20 protein-coding genes and 1 pseudogene are annotated in these 14,801 nt (G+C 43.1%); 6 read left to right on the top strand and 15 right to left on the bottom strand.

Translation table 11 applies throughout. The annotated features are described in order from the left end of the window. Positions 1-97: 97 nt before the first annotated feature. The 6 genes from ACUJFL_RS11030 to ACUJFL_RS11055 form a co-directional block, all read right to left on the bottom strand. Positions 98-1,285 (bottom strand): tetratricopeptide repeat protein, encoded by a 1,188-nt coding sequence (locus ACUJFL_RS11030; RefSeq protein WP_445424865.1) that lies wholly within the window; start codon positions 1,283-1,285, stop codon positions 98-100. A gap of 454 nt (positions 1,286-1,739) precedes the next feature. Beyond that, on the bottom strand, positions 1,740-2,276 hold the full coding sequence (locus tag ACUJFL_RS11035; RefSeq protein WP_445427505.1) for a hypothetical protein: 537 nt from the start codon (positions 2,274-2,276) through the stop codon (positions 1,740-1,742). 327 nt (positions 2,277-2,603) lie between these two features. Continuing rightward, complete coding sequence (locus ACUJFL_RS11040; protein WP_445427506.1) at positions 2,604-2,942, bottom strand: carbon starvation protein CstA; 339 nt, start codon at positions 2,940-2,942, stop codon at positions 2,604-2,606. 466 nt (positions 2,943-3,408) lie between these two features. Further along, positions 3,409-3,822, bottom strand: coding sequence for a hypothetical protein (locus ACUJFL_RS11045; RefSeq protein WP_445427507.1), 414 nt, complete (start codon positions 3,820-3,822; stop codon positions 3,409-3,411). Positions 3,823-3,949: 127 nt separating this feature from the next. Beyond that, a complete protein-coding gene (locus ACUJFL_RS11050) occupies positions 3,950-4,423 on the bottom strand; it encodes a hypothetical protein (RefSeq protein ID WP_445427508.1) in 474 nt (157 codons plus the stop codon). Between the two features lie 97 nt (positions 4,424-4,520). Then, on the bottom strand, positions 4,521-5,042 hold the full coding sequence (locus tag ACUJFL_RS11055) for a hypothetical protein (protein WP_445427509.1): 522 nt from the start codon (positions 5,040-5,042) through the stop codon (positions 4,521-4,523). Positions 5,043-5,106: 64 nt separating this feature from the next. Here ACUJFL_RS11055 and ACUJFL_RS11060 point away from each other — a divergent pair, with 64 nt between their 5' ends. From ACUJFL_RS11060 to ACUJFL_RS11085, 6 genes and pseudogenes are all read left to right on the top strand, one after another. After that, positions 5,107-5,388, top strand: coding sequence for a transposase (locus tag ACUJFL_RS11060; RefSeq protein WP_445426050.1), 282 nt, complete (start codon positions 5,107-5,109; stop codon positions 5,386-5,388). Then, entirely contained in the window at positions 5,385-6,092 is a 708-nt protein-coding gene (locus ACUJFL_RS11065; protein WP_445427510.1) for an IS3 family transposase, read from the top strand. Before ACUJFL_RS11060 ends, ACUJFL_RS11065 begins: the two co-directional genes overlap by 4 nt. Positions 6,093-6,141: 49 nt before the next feature. Beyond that, positions 6,142-6,426 carry an IS66 family insertion sequence element accessory protein TnpA gene (gene tnpA, locus ACUJFL_RS11070; protein WP_205313754.1) on the top strand — a complete coding sequence of 95 codons (285 nt, stop codon included), beginning with the start codon at positions 6,142-6,144 and terminating at the stop codon, positions 6,424-6,426. 2 nt (positions 6,427-6,428) lie between these two features. Further along, entirely contained in the window at positions 6,429-6,785 is a 357-nt protein-coding gene (tnpB, locus tag ACUJFL_RS11075; protein WP_445425237.1) for an IS66 family insertion sequence element accessory protein TnpB, read from the top strand. 92 nt (positions 6,786-6,877) lie between these two features. Further along, the gene (gene tnpC / locus ACUJFL_RS11080; protein WP_445427351.1) at positions 6,878-8,437 is read left to right on the top strand and encodes an IS66 family transposase; all 1,560 of its coding nucleotides are present in this window, start codon (positions 6,878-6,880) and stop codon (positions 8,435-8,437) included. A gap of 42 nt (positions 8,438-8,479) precedes the next feature. Next, positions 8,480-8,686 (top strand): annotated as a pseudogene (locus ACUJFL_RS11085) (IS3 family transposase); the annotation flags it as partial. A 263-nt stretch (positions 8,687-8,949) separates the two neighbouring features. On the opposite strand, the gene ACUJFL_RS11090 reads toward ACUJFL_RS11085, so the two are convergent. The 9 genes from ACUJFL_RS11090 to ACUJFL_RS11130 all read right to left on the bottom strand — a co-directional run bounded on the left by ACUJFL_RS11090 (position 8,950) and on the right by ACUJFL_RS11130 (position 14,763). Continuing rightward, a complete protein-coding gene (locus tag ACUJFL_RS11090) occupies positions 8,950-9,210 on the bottom strand; it encodes a hypothetical protein (protein WP_445427511.1) in 261 nt (86 codons plus the stop codon). Positions 9,211-9,743: 533 nt separating this feature from the next. Continuing rightward, positions 9,744-10,238 carry a hypothetical protein gene (locus ACUJFL_RS11095; RefSeq protein WP_445427512.1) on the bottom strand — a complete coding sequence of 165 codons (495 nt, stop codon included), beginning with the start codon at positions 10,236-10,238 and terminating at the stop codon, positions 9,744-9,746. A 63-nt stretch (positions 10,239-10,301) separates the two neighbouring features. Then, complete coding sequence (locus tag ACUJFL_RS11100; RefSeq protein ID WP_445427513.1) at positions 10,302-10,670, bottom strand: hypothetical protein; 369 nt, start codon at positions 10,668-10,670, stop codon at positions 10,302-10,304. A 101-nt stretch (positions 10,671-10,771) separates the two neighbouring features. After that, positions 10,772-11,101, bottom strand: coding sequence for a hypothetical protein (locus ACUJFL_RS11105; protein ID WP_445427514.1), 330 nt, complete (start codon positions 11,099-11,101; stop codon positions 10,772-10,774). A 1,281-nt stretch (positions 11,102-12,382) separates the two neighbouring features. After that, positions 12,383-12,757, bottom strand: a complete 375-nt coding sequence (locus ACUJFL_RS11110; RefSeq protein WP_445427515.1) for a hypothetical protein — start codon at positions 12,755-12,757, stop codon at positions 12,383-12,385. Between the two features lie 84 nt (positions 12,758-12,841). After that, the gene (locus tag ACUJFL_RS11115) at positions 12,842-13,468 is read right to left on the bottom strand and encodes a LysE family translocator (protein ID WP_445427516.1); all 627 of its coding nucleotides are present in this window, start codon (positions 13,466-13,468) and stop codon (positions 12,842-12,844) included. Positions 13,469-13,532: 64 nt separating this feature from the next. Then, a complete protein-coding gene (locus tag ACUJFL_RS11120; RefSeq protein WP_445427517.1) occupies positions 13,533-13,874 on the bottom strand; it encodes a hypothetical protein in 342 nt (113 codons plus the stop codon). 67 nt (positions 13,875-13,941) lie between these two features. Continuing rightward, on the bottom strand, positions 13,942-14,391 hold the full coding sequence (locus tag ACUJFL_RS11125; protein WP_445427518.1) for a DUF695 domain-containing protein: 450 nt from the start codon (positions 14,389-14,391) through the stop codon (positions 13,942-13,944). Positions 14,392-14,505: 114 nt separating this feature from the next. Next, complete coding sequence (locus ACUJFL_RS11130) at positions 14,506-14,763, bottom strand: hypothetical protein (protein ID WP_445427519.1); 258 nt, start codon at positions 14,761-14,763, stop codon at positions 14,506-14,508. Positions 14,764-14,801: the final 38 nt, after the last annotated feature.

Consider the following 14,801-nt stretch of genomic DNA (forward strand, 5'->3'; position numbering starts at 1 on the left):
CTACAGCGATATGAAGAAAATGCACTTTGCAGCAAGCTGAGTAACATTGAAATTAACACTTAAGACAAAATAATAAACGCTACACTTACATATTGCACTAATTTTTTTCCATCAATAAGGTGTGCAGTTTCGCTTCGTATAAACGCCGATCATGACTCTTATAGCTAAGTTCAATGGCTTTGTTCAGTGCTTTTTCTGCCGAGTTTAACCGCCCCAATTGATAATGACTTTTGGCTAAACCAAATTGCCCTTCATGCAGGTAAGGCGCGGTCTCGTTGGCTTTTTGGTAATATTTAAATGCTAGCGTGTATTGGGCGGAGGCAAAAGCTTCATCCGCCATATCAATCCAGCGATAAGGGTTGTCATCGTTAATCTCAGCAACCTTCTGCGCCAGTGCCGCCACCTCGCTATCACGCCCTTGCGACTGCAGTAGCGCCACATAGTTACTGATCACATTACCCGAGGCAAAATCATTATCTAACATAAATTTGTATAAGGTTTCGGCTTGCTTGGCATCGCCAGCTCGATTAAAGGTAACGGCTAAACTGTTTAAGGTTTCTGCGTTAAAAGGATTAAAAGTTAGTCCCTGTTGCAACGTCGAATAAGCATAATCGAGCTGGTCGTTTAGCAAGGCCTCAGCAGCGATGTTCTGATAATACATCGCCATAAAGTCATTATGCGAAATATGCTCGCCCCGAATATCGGATTCACTTGGAAAATAATCAATAATGATGCTGCGGCGTCTTAATACCATCATGCCAAGCGAAGGTTGATAATTGGGATCATAAATATAGGTTCTTACATGGGATGACAGCGTCATTAAAGAGGAATTGAGTGCATACACTGGCGCAGCATGCACAACTTGATAAGACACCTCTAAATTAACAATATCAGCCAGCGCCTTAGTAACAATCGCCAGCGTCAGGCAATTGCCGTTTTTCAATGATAATGCTTCAGAGGCTTTTAGCGTTGCCCCACGAAAACCGAATTGATGTACAAAGGCATCAAAGTAATTAAATAAGCGTAAGTGCCCCGCTATTTTGCGGTTTCTGGGATCATGATAGTAATCTAGAAAATGTTTTTTCTGAGCCTCAGTTAAGCTAAAAATCTCTGCTTCAGTGGGTACGGGTAAAAGTGTAAAGATCTCAGTATTTAAATTGGGTAACGTTAATTGCTGTTGCTCTAAGGTTTCCTGCAGTAACGAAGCTTGCTGGTTCGCCACTGAAGAGCAGCCACCGAGAATTAAAAAACCACAAGCCGTAATTAACTTTAAACCGTTGCGCATAACATAACTCCACTTAATCGATACTAAGGCCCATTCCCTGGTACTGAAACCTTGCAAAGCTAACTGTTGCCATCTCCTCTGTTACAAGCGAGTATTAAACAGATCGCACTGAGTGACATGCTAGTGTTGTTGCTTTACGTGTGAACGGCCTACTTTGCTCAATGATCTGCAGATTAATGCTCGGATTTAAACGTGTGTTTAGGTTTACACCTTAAGCGCTATTTCGCGCCTTAGCCTTGCCAACAATTCGAAATCACGCGCAACCCATAACAAAGCTTCGCCGTTGGCTGCACGGCCCTGTTCGGCCTGCTTAGCGCAACAATTATTTTATTCATACTGAATCATGTTTTTAGAAAAACATATCAAGCCCACTCTTAGCTCGCTGCATTCTTTGCCGATCATGAGATTTGATAGACTTACTACGAGCTGTTCACTCATCCCAACCCAATTTTTTTCAAATACGCTTAGCCCATGCAGAACTTTGCATCTTGTAACTATATATATTGTCAGGAACCATGATATTCGGATTGGCTAAAACAAGCGCCTTGAAAAAAGCACGTCGATCAAACCCTCGATAATTCCCGTACATCAGTTGCTTTTGCTCTCCGTTTTTCAGCACCAGCACATTCGACAAAAAGTTTTGCTGGGCATCAGTAACTTGCTTTAATTGCGCTATGTCTGCCATCTTGACTTGCCAGCCCACATCACTAAAAGTAGGGTCAGAATAGCTTAAGGTATCTGGCGTCACGCAACCCCTAATTTGCTTATTTTCAAGCCAAAACCACAGTGCTAATCCAAGCAAAACGGCTTCAATAACCCAAATAGCGATATCCAGCACATTAAGCAGTTGTGTCAGTGCATCCTTATCACTTGTTAAAGGAGGCAGATAGTGGTGAGCAGCCACATATAGAAGGAAGACCACGCCAGCGTTGATCACAAGAAGCCGTGCTGAGGCCCGTTGTTTGCGTGTAAAAATAAAGTACGTTTTCATGTTTTTTCCTTCCCGAACATCCAGTACTTTCGCGCAACAGCCATTGCTGAGATCGCAGATGAGTATACTGCTTAGCCTGCGTATCATACCAAGATTAGCGAAATAGCAGCTTGAAAAGGCTTATTCACAATATCACCCATTAGCCGCACCTGTAGCTACCGCATACAAGTGCAGACACAACCTAAACTAACGTGACGGTACTTCTCTTGGTTAAAAACGCTCTTCGGTTCTAAGCGTTAAAACCTCGTAATCCTCTGAGGTAACAGCCACGGCAAGGCAACGAGTTGTCATTCGAGCACCCAAAGGGCGCGTTTTTGATGGCTATCGTTAGTTGCCAAAACTGATTTTAAACCATAAATAAGCGACATATAAAACAACAGCTATATATACGGCGGAAATCACCAGATTCAGTCTCCAAAGATTTAACCAAAAATGACCTTTAAAATAATTACGTTGTCTTACTGCGTTGTTAAACAAAGCAAATGAGGAAGGTACTAACATTAACGCAGACCAACCAAGCATGGGTAACACCATAAATATAATGCCTATTCCTGCACCTCCAGCGGAGGCTTCTGATGTTTCACCATCAATAGAGGCCAGCATCACATAACCTAAAATAAACCCTGCAATCGCAAGCATAAAACCTAAAAGTTGGAGTGTTCTCATAATCGTCCTTGGTAACTCGCGCTTTACTCAACGGAAAGTGATGAGCGCCAACGAGTTATGTTTTCGATGCAGTAACTTGTAAGCCGCTCAGCACAAGGCCCCCATTTTAAGTGCAAAAGCCCCAAAAAAAGCCACGAATCTTTTTTTAAACAGTGAGTTACGTTCCGAAGCTAAGCCCCCTAAATACTCGATTGGTGTTCCCAGTTACACCAATATATCTATTGGAAAATAAAGAACCAAGCCATTTGTGTCCGACTATCCATATTAAATAAGGCGACTTTGTTGTTTTTACGCAACAAATGGCGAGTATTCCAGCTAAAATATGAGTCAAGTCCGTCACAGGTTTAAGCACTTTCAAAGATGAAATTATTGCGGCTATAGACTTTTTGATTGCTGGTATATAACGCTGCCAATCCCGCAGCGGTTTAGATCCAAGCCACGTAATGGCTGTTTGTGATTGCGCTTGTTATGCACGTTTTTTTATAAGCCAGCGCACTGGCATTCTTATTACTGCAAATGTTAAAAACCAAACCAATATCAAGCCAAAAGAAGATCCAGCAAACCCAGAATTATACAAAATTTGTTCATCGTCTTTTAACTCGAGGATGAAACCATTAGATTTTAAGTACTTTGCCATTAATGATTTACCTGCCATTTCTGCTTTGAATGCGTCACAAGAACTGTATTTTTGCAAGGTATAGTATTGTTCGCTATTTAAACTAAAGTAACCTAAATAATGTGACCACTTTTTATCTTTTTCGCAGGTAAGTAAACTACCTGCCAGATCGATGTAGCCGATATTTGAATCACTTCTGCTGTTTATAAACCATCCAATAAAAAACAGCGCTAGCACCGCCAATACAAGAAAATCAGCTTTCATTATATTGCTAAATTTGAACATGACTAAATCTCAACAAACTGCAACGCTCTATTAAGGGACAAATTGTAGTGGGCTAAAATGTGGTTCGGAACCAACCAACTGTAATTTGTCGCGCTTTTATAACTTGTTAGGTGCACTTAATTACCTGCACAGGTGAATTACAATGCGCTAAGTTCCCTATTAATTCGTTATTTTCTGGATAGTTAGAACAATTACCGATATTAACAGCATAAACGCTACCATTTGGTTTTATCTCGACATCGACAAAAGATGCAACTAGCTGGTCTTCTAATTGCCGGCTCCAAGTAAAATGATAATTGGTATTGTGTGATTTTAGGAATGTTCTATCTGACACATTAAATTTACTTGTATATGAAGATAAAGCCTTATCCTGATTTTTTATATTTATTGCCGCTGAACGTACTGTCCAAGAAAACGGCCAAGATCTTTTGATATCGACAGATATTTTGCATTCGCCAAGCTCAGGGGTCCGCGATAGCACAGAGACTATCTTTGCGTATTCACTATTCTTTAAACTACTTAAGCCTGCTTGGCAGAGCCAAGTAAAAAGAATAACTATTGGAATCAATTTAAGATTCATAATGGATACGCCTCACGTCCTGTGCTCCTAATACTCCGCGCATTCGCGCGAACTTCTCAGCGTCACAGGGGCCACAGGCCTCAAATGACGCAGTTTGTTAAATGCTATTGTTAGAATATTGCGAAACAATACCTAACCATGTTTTCTCGATTTCAGGCACTAACTTTTGAAATGCGGCTTTTTCCGTATTAATCCTCAAATCGTCTACTGCATCAGAAGTGCTCCAGACACTGGCAGCTTTAACTTCTTGTGCAGTTGCTTCAGAAAGACCATACAAATATTCCGTTCTAACATCGAAAAAGGCCGCAGATACCGTTGTTGTTACAGTAACTTGTTTATTTTTCAAGAAACCTAGCGAAATAACATTCAAAGGAGCGAATTTTTGTTCACCTGCATGAAACGTCGTATCAAAAGTATAGATTAAAAGAATATCTGCTTTCAGGCGTGCTGACGCTTCGCGCAACGCTTTCACAGAATCAAGATCGACTGGAAGCAAAATCCTGTTTAAAGGGGCAATGCCGGCAAGTTGAGGTAATTTAGAGAGTCTGATGAAATCGTCATCAGACTCCACTTCTCTCGTCGTAATTACGCTATAACGCCCTGTACCAAAACTATTCACTGGACTTCCCAGACTTTGCTAGACACATTTAACAGTTACAATGTAACTTAAATTAGAGGTGTTTATGAGCAAAGGTAAACGTTATACCGAAGAGTTTAAAATTGAAGCAGTAAAGCAAATCACTGATCGTGGTTATTCTGTTCAGGAAGTGGCTGAACGTTTGGGTATTTCAACTAAATCGTTATACCACTGGCGAGACCAGCTTAGTGGCAACAAGGTTGTTGCGCGCCCCAAGTCAAATGACTCTGTTCGCATTGCTAAGCTAGAAGCAGAGCTTAAAAGAGTGACGGAGGAGCGGGACATATTAAAAAAGGCCGCAAGGTACTTTGCAAGTCAGCCAGAGTGAAGTACGCCTTTATCCGTGACCATCTGCGATTATTTTCCGTTTTAGCCATGTGTCGTGTTCTGAAGCTCAATCGCAGTGGTTTTTATGCTTGGCTAAAAGCGCCGTTGAGTCAGCGAACTATTGAAGATCAGCGTTTACTCACGCGGATTAACGCGTTTTATATTGCCAGTGGCGGCACTTATGGCAGCCCCTGGATACATCGTGATCTGCGAGAAGCCGGTGAAACCTGTAGTGTTCATCGTGTGGCTAAAATTATGCGATTGAATCGATTAAAAGCCCAAATAGGCTACAAGCGACGGTATATCAAAGGTGGCAAGCCATCACGGATAGCGGATAACGTGTTAGAGCGCGATTTTAAACCCGTTGCACCTAACACCGCTTGGGTAAGTGACATCACGTATATTCGTACTTATGAGGGCTTTTTATACCTAGCAACGGTCATCGATTTGTTTTCACGTCGCGTTGTGGGTTGGTCTATGGATAAAAACATGGATAAACATTTAGTCATTCAAGCTTTACTGATGGCAGTTTATCAACGACGGCCTAAACACTCAGTTTTAGTGCATAGCGATCAAGGCAGCCAATATGGCAGTGCTGATTATTTATCGTTTATGAAAGAGCATAACTTGAAACCGTCGATGAGCCGCAGAGGCAATTGTCATGATAACGGTAAGCGTAACGCCAACCACACATTCCTATCCTAACTGATCAACATTACCCTGTCTGCCTCTTTAAATTATCAGGGTAATCATCATGAAACGCACTAAAGAACAATGGCTGGCCTTATTCGCCGAGCAAGCCCAAAGTGGCCTTACTCAAACGGCATTTGCTAAACGACAAGGGATTATCCCGACCTATTTCAATCTCCGTAAACGCCAGTTGTTGGCTCATCAGAATGATGACACCGGTTTCATTGAATTAGCACCACAAAGCTCGCCACTGGCCCAGCATATCCTGCTACGCAAGCGTGATATGGAATTGCAACTTCCAGCAGGGACGGATGCACTCTGGTTAGCCGCCTTGCTCAGAGCACTTTGACTATGAAAATGTTCCTCGATGTGCTTAAGGTCTATTTGCATAAACAGCCGGTCGATTTTCGCAAATCCATTAATGGCTTATCGTTGCTGGTCGAGCAAGAGATGCAGCTCTCGCCATTTAGCGGTGCACTATTTGTGTTCTGCAATCGGCAGCGTACTCGGTTAAAAGTGCTGTACTGGGATAGCACTGGGTTTTGTCTGTGGTACAAGCGACTTGAAAAAGACACATTCCGCTGGCCAAGGCAGATGCCAGGTAAAGTGTTGTCTATTAGCGAGCAGCAATGGCATTGGCTGTTGCAAGGTGTCGATATTCAAAAAATCACCGCGCACCAGCCGCTGCATTACCAGAGTGTGGGTTGATATGCCGATCGGCTATAAATCCTGTAGATCGCATCCAAAACAATCTAAATCTTACCAAGCACTTAGCCAAATTGGCCGTTACAATAACGGCCATGAAAAAGATACCTCAATCCTTACCTGATGATGTTGAACTGCTCAAGAAAATGCTGCTTGAGCAGACGCAAAAGCTTGAGCGCAAACTGGCGCAAAAAGACAAACGCATCGCTAAACTAGAGCGGGTTAACCAGCAGCTCTCGGATAAGTTACAGCAATTACTGGAGCGCTATAACCTGAAGAAGTACCAGAAATTTAGCCCCAGCAGCGAGACCTACGAAGGTGAAGGCGAAGTGTTAAATGAGGCCGAGCAGCTTATTGAAGAGCAGTCAGTAGCAACAGAGCCAGATACTCAGACGACCGAGAGCGCTGAGAAAACCGCCAAGCCACGCCGACCGCGTATTATTCCTGAATTGCCCCGCGTTGACGTTATCCATGACATTGACGATAAAACCTGTGTCTGCTGTGGCCATGCCCTGCATCAAATGGGTGAAGAAGTCAGTGAGCAAATTGAGTTCGTGCCCGCGCAAATCCGTGTTCTTAGAAACGTCCGGTTGAAATACAGCTGCCGGCAGTGTGAAACCAATGGCACTAAGGTCGACATTAAGATTGCTGATGTGCCAGCTGCGGTTATCCCTAAGAGCATGGCCACGCCAAGTTTACTGGCGCAAATCATCAGCAGCAAAATGCACTATGGCTTGCCGTTATACCGTCAGGAGCAGTTGTTTAATCAGGCAGGTATTGAGCTTAGTCGTCAAACGATGAGTCGTTGGCTGATAACCTGTGCAGATAAACTTAAACCGCTACTGGCGTTAATGAAAGCTGAGCTTCTGAAACAGCCGGTGCTGTGGGCAGATGAAACCACGGTCAATGTGCTGGATGTTGAGAAAAGCACCTGCTACATGTGGGTGTATGGCTGTGGCTTAGAAAAAAGTACCGGCCCCAAACTGGCGCTGTTTGATTATCAGGATAGCCGCAGCAGCAAACATCCCTGTGACTTCTTATCCGGCTTTAACGGTTATCTGCAGGTCGATGGTTATGCCGGGTATGAGAAAACTCACGCAACCTTAGTCGGTTGCTGGGCGCATGCCAGACGCAAGTTCGTTGAAGCCCAAAAAGCACAGGGCAAAGGCAAAACGGGTAAAGCGGATGTGGCCCTTAACCACATCCAGAAACTCTATGCACTGGAGAGTAAATTAAAAACTGCGCCGCCTGATAAGAAGTATGACGCCAGACAAGCACTAGCTAAACCACTGCTAGAACAATTTAAAAGCTGGCTGGATAAATCAAGCGAGAGTGTCACGAAAGAAAGTTTACTGGGAGTCGCTATCACGTATAGCCTGAATCAGTGGCCCAAACTCATCCGCTATCTGGACGATGGCCGATTAAATATCGACAACAACCGTGCTGAGCGCGCCGTCAAACCGTTCGTGATTGGACGCAAGGCGTGGTTGTTTGCCAATACTGAAACGGGCGCAGAAGCCAGTGCTGCAATGTATAGCCTAGTCGAAACGGCCAAAATCAATGGTCTGGAACCGTATGATTACTTATGCCGCTTGCTGACAGAGCTGCCCAAAGCCAATACCCACGAGCAACTGCAAGAACTCCTGCCTTATTGATCAGCAGCCACACCGCAAGGTGTGGTTGTTGTTACGCTTACTGATAACGCCGTAGCAGAAAGTTTTTTTGCGACTTTAAAAAAGCGTGTGACGCGTAAAAAGATATATTCGACAAGAGACGAAGCGAAAACCGAGATATTTAACTTTATAGAAATGTTTTACAATCCTAAAAAGCGCCATTCACACACAGGCGGCGTTTCTCCTGCTAAATTTGAAGAAACGTATTTTTTGGAACAACAGACTGTCTAGTAAAAGCTGGGAAGTCCACTTTATTAAATTCGATAGTGTCTATAGCGACTCCACCGCTCTTTTTATCGAATGATACGATTTCTCCAGTAGGTATTGATTTCATCATTTTAGCTTATAACGCTCGCCTATGCGGCGCACAGTTTGTTGGGTAATTTGCGATAATGTAGCGCAGCGAAATGCAAATTGCGCAACAAATTGTGTGTCCGAAGTCGCGCTAGCGACTGCCATTAGGCGCTTGTTAGGTGCCGAATCAACATTGAAACTTAAAGTGTAAATGCCAATTCTCCTCGCACATAAAAACCAAAAAGAAAACCGCCGATAACCAAACCTAATCCAAGTAATAGTTTTTGAATACCTTGAAGCTGAAAATTACTACTTTTTGTATACTTACTGTTTTCATTGACGAAGGTGTTAGTACCTGATGGGCCAACAGAAAGAGTTAATGTAATGCTCTTTTTGAAGAGAACGACAAGACCGAGCAAAATCAAAATCGCAGATGCGATATCGGTATTGTAAATTTCCATTTGACTCTAAATTCTCCTCGGGCTCAGCGGAACCGGCACCTAACGCCGCGCACACGGGCGACGAGCCGCGCAGCGGGTTGGCGTCCCAGCGACCAACGGGAGCGAGTGATGCGCATTGTTAGCGGCGACAACCACACTACCCGCGCGGCACTGCCGCCAAGCGATGCCAAACAACAGCACCCATGTGCAAAATTAAAAACTTAACCAGCCAAGTACGATACAGCGAGATGGCCGGAACCTAAAAACTTAAAAGCCAGCGGAGCAAAAGTGCCAAAAGGAACAACGCTACCGCACCATCAGAGATTGCACCTTGCCAACAAACTGGCGAACCAGATGGAATAAATTAACAACTGAGATACAACTTAACGCAAGCAGACCCGAAAAGTAAAACAGATTTTTGAACCACACCTTCTCGACAGCCGGCTAACGCTCCGCATAAATGGCGGCTAACAGTTGGCTAAACTTAGCGAAGAATGAGCGCCAGCCAACTGTTAGGCGTCCATTTTAATGCGTTTGTTATGTATTAAACGCACCTAGCTAAAATACCGTTTGAATAACACTGGGCAAAGAAATTTAGAGTGTTCAATATCAGGTAAACTGTTACCAGGATGAGAGCAATAACTAAATACTGAATCAACAAAGTAAGCAAGATCTATAAGGTATTTATTAGCTTTTTTAGAGTGAAGAGCTTTACTTACTCGAATCTTTTTTAAGTCAGCTAAATCATTTTTATCAACTCGAAATTGGCCGAAATAAGGATCGTTAGAGTAAAATTCGATACGAAAAGCCTCACCTTCCAAAATATACTCGATATCATGGAATTTCTTCCATGATATATAACCAGCATTATATTTTTTAGCTAGAGCAATACCTTTTTCTAAATTACCACCGCTTCTATATTTGACCAGTTTTTTGCAGCAAGCTAATAGGTATTTTTTTATTTGCTTTTGTTTAAACGGGTCAGCGTTTAATTGCTCAAGACTATTCAATATATCCATATTCAAAGTAATACATAACGCCCCGCGCATGCGCGCGAACTTGTGAGCGTCGCAGGGGCCAAAGGCCCCGAATGACGCGGATTGTTATAAATTTTATTGCTTAGAGGCAACGGCACTAAAGGTTATCGCTGAAACAATTAACGGCAAAACTAATGCATCGCTAACGAAAGGCTGTAATTCTCTCAACGCCGTGAGGTGTAAAACAACTAAAATGATGAGAACAAGAAGCATCAGCAGAAAAAGACCAATTACTTTTACCCATCTAATGTCTTGATACTTTGAAAGAAACTTTGCTGAAAACAAATAACCAAGCACCACACCAATAACAGACCACAACATATAAAAGAAAAACTCAGTTAAAGTAAATTCTTTCTTGTCAAAGAACAAATCCATTGTATAAAAGACTGGTGGTAGTGTGAAAATCAACAACCATAACTGATTTTTGTTCGATAAATCCTTCAACGAACCCTCCTAAAATTTATAACGCCCAAATTTAGCGCGGAAAGCCGCGCAGCGGGTTGACGTCGCAGCCAGCGCTGTTTGCTGGCGATAATATTTGTTAGTTAGCGTCTGTACTCGCAAAGACGCGCAACCTGTTCTTGTGTCTCTTGTGAAAACTGAGCCAATTGCTCATCTGTTAAGACACCATAATGCTTTAAGGCAGCCATTTTAAACACCGCATTACTGCGTTTTAGGTCATTAAACATTTCAGCGATGGCATCGTCTTCATTTTTTATTTCTTTCCAGAGCTCTAAATAAGCTTCATGCTCTCGACCTTTGCTAGCAGATGATATTTGCTCGATGCGCCGAAATATTGTCTCACATGCGGAGTTGAGCAAGTTTTCTTTAAGACCGCTAAGTCTTTTCCAATCTTTCTCAGGTACAGATGACATCTGAATTTTCTCCTGAAGACGCTAACACTAAGCTTTGGGGCGCTAGCACGTGGGCTAAAATCCGAGCGAAGCGAGTCAGCCCACGTGTTAGCGTCCCAACGACCGAAGGGAGTGCCAACAGCGTTTTGTTATGCGTGTGAGCTCCAAACTGCCTTTTGCTATACAATGCTAAAAAACCGTTTACTTTGAATAGTCATGACTTTTCTCCCAAAGAGTTATAAATAGTCCAGTACTAATTGAGATTACAACTAATAGCAATGAAGCATTAAATAGCGTATCCAGTGTTACTAGCTCCCAGTCCCCTCCGAATGTGACCTTTATAGCCGCCAAAAGAGTAACTGTGAAAAGAACAAATACAGAATTTCTCCACAAGCGGTCAATAAATTTAGTTTTGAAGAATGAACCGATTTCTATTTCTCCTAAACGCATAACGCAAAGCACATGGGCGACGGCCGCGCAGCGGTTGGCGTCCCAGCGACCGAAGGGAGCGAATGGTGCGCCTTGTTAGCTGCGACAACCACACTACCCGCGCGGCACTGCCGCCAAGCGATACCGAACAACGGCATCCATGTGTAAAATTAAAAACATAACCAGCCAGGTGCGATACAGAGAAATAGCTGGAACCTTAAAACTTGAAACAAGCGGAGCGAATGAGCCAAAAGGAACAACGCTACCGACTCATCAGAGATTGCACCTTGCCAACAAACTAGCGAACCTGACGGAATAAATTAACAACTGAGATACAACCTAACGCAAGCAGAGCCGAAAAGTAAAACAGATTTTGAAACTAAACCATCTCGACAGCCGGCTAACGCCCGCCACAAACGCGAGCAACTTGTTGCGAGTCGAGCCGCGAAGCGGCGTTTTGATGGCGCTTGTTAGAAGCCATTTTACTTAAAACCTAAATAAATCACGAAGCAAAGCATGCCTAAAGGCATAAGTAAAAAATTAATAACGCTCTCAAACTCTTTTTTAATTAGTGCATGTATTCCAATGAGCAAATGCACGCATGAGATAACGATGCATATAAAGCCAGAAACGATCAGTAACGCTGTATATTCCACTTCCGGAAAAAGTAGATACGCCACAATAGCCGGTGGTAAAAGTAAAACTAAGCCCGTAGCCTGGATTGAAGAGTCATTTATCAACTGAATGTACTTTTTCACAGGACTCATTCAATGGCCTTCTAACGCCGCCATAAAAGGCGAGCAACTTGTTGCGAGTCCAGCACAACGTTTTTTGTTGTGCGATTTTTAATGGCTTTGTTATGCATTTTTCTCACTACGGAGGACTAATTACAAGGCGCATATTTCGCCGATTTATGACCTTGCCCACCTCACTATGGACAATGTGTAAAGCTTCTAAAAATGCCGGATCATTAGCTACACCTATAATAAACTCAAGTTCTTCGCTGAATGACTCACACTGCTCGGAGCCTAAGACAGTATCAATTACAGGTTCAATTATTTGCTGAAAGTGAAGTTCGTACGCAGATCCATATGATAGAAGTCGAGACCATAGCCTTTCTGAAATACAAACCCAATGCTTCGCTTCAATTGGCCCTGGAAGCAAATCTTTGTCTACGGCTGCAAATTCAACTGGTTCATCGTCCACGAATTCAGCAGGATTAAGTAATTTCTTCAGATTCTCACTCATGATGCATAACGCTCGCAGCACAGGCCGAAACCCGCGCAGCGGTTGAGGTCCAGGCCACGCAGTGGCCGATTGTGACTGCGTTTGTTAGCCATTTTGCATACTTGCCGTTATTACGCCCGCACCCACAAGCAAGCTACCGCCAACTTTGTTAAAGCCATTTTGAACGCTAGGCTTAGCTATGTAACCTCTAAGATAACCTGACAATAAAGCGTAAAAACTTACACTAAGCAGTGATACCACTAAAAATGACACTGCCAGAACGACCATTTGCGGAAATACGGGCTCTGCTGTGTTTATAAACAGCGGCAAAAAAGCCATAAAGAACAAAATGCCCTTCGGATTTAGAGCGGTCACAATTAAAGCGTCACGGAAAATAATAAATGAACTCTCTTTTTGGGCTATTTTAGCAGTCCGGCTTTTAGAAAGGCTATTGGTGCGAAATGCTTTTATACCCATGTAAATAAGATAAGCTGCGCCTATGAATTTAATAAGGTTAAACATCGTAGATGAAATAGATAGCAGCAAACCTAACCCCATGAAGCTTGAAGCCATTAGGATTATGTCACCTACAATCGCTCCTGCCGCTAATGCCATAACAGATCTTTTACCATGGGTTAATGCTTGCCCTACGACAAGAAAAACTGTCGGGCCTGGCGTAAAACACAAAACCAATGATGCAGTGACAAATGCTAGCCAAATCTCAAAACTCAAAATGAACTCCTATAGGGCTAACGCTCAAAGCAGCTGCGCGGTACGCGTCGGCTGCCTTTGCTTGTTAAGTGTTTTTGTATAACTTTGACCATGAGTTCCAGTCATCCTCGTTCCGTAGATACACTAACAAAGATAAGTGCTCCATTTCTTCAGGATATGGAACGGCTAACATTTCTTCCTTACAGCTCCGGTGATTCTTGGGATAGTTTGAAAGCAGATTAGTCAGTGCAACACTCGCAACCTCTTTAGCATCATCACTTGGGTCGCCATCGAAAATAAAGCGCGCAACTAAGTCTTCTCCATCGGGAGATAGCTCGAAAGATACAGCCCTAAATGATGGTGCTACCTCACCAAGTAGCGCACTTTGGGCATACAGCATTAGTTTAATATCGTGCTCAGTTCTCATAGACACTTAACGCTTTAAACAGCGGAAAACGCGAGCGTAGCGAGTGGTTTTCCGCTGATTTAACTTGTTATGCATTGTTTCTACGTTCCTTGATTTGCTCGAATCCTAGAGGCCCTGGGTAAAGGACATTTTTATATTGAGATCTTTCCGGATCGTCTTTTCCATTATATTGATACAAGTAAGAGTTATTGTTGCGTAAAAAAACTTCACACAATTCCTCATAATTTGCATCTTCAGTACCATAGAAGTAAAACTGACGCATTCCCGCTGTTGTTATCCTACCTACAAACTGAAGGTTTTCATTGCATACAAAGGCAGTAAGTTGATCTTCAAATTCAAAAAGACTTTCGACTTCATCATCATGAGAGAGACCATCATCCCTTTCTATCTTGAGTTTGATGAAAAACCAAAACAATCGAACATGTCTCGGACTTAATTCTTCCTCAGCATCTAAATTAATGTAAATCGAGGCGATCTTGTCGTTAATATTTGCTTGGTAAAAGTCCCAATTAGCCATCTATAGGCAAACTCCAATATGCATAACGCCGCGGCCACGGGCAAAGGCCAGCGGCTTGCCGCGCTGTGGCCTTTGTCCCTGAGGAGCGTAGCGACGAGTTAGTGAGCCGCATTGTTATATTTTGTGTTCGATGAACTGCTCATAGCATTCTGTACAAAGCCAGTTGTGCCCACCATCATTAAAGCCAACACCATGCACTTCATCATCTGACTCGTGGAGTTTCCACCAACAGATTGCGCAGTGGTCGTGGTCCCACGTTTCACTCGGAGCTAACCACTTTTTTCGAACCCACTTCTGGCTAAGAGCCCATGCAACCGGCTCTTCAATGTCTTCTTGCTTCCATTCGTTGCCATGAATTGTCACGGTATTCATTTTGTAAACCTTCAAAAATATAACGCTCAAAACAGCGG

The organism is Alishewanella sp. HL-SH05 (assembly GCF_052655985.1).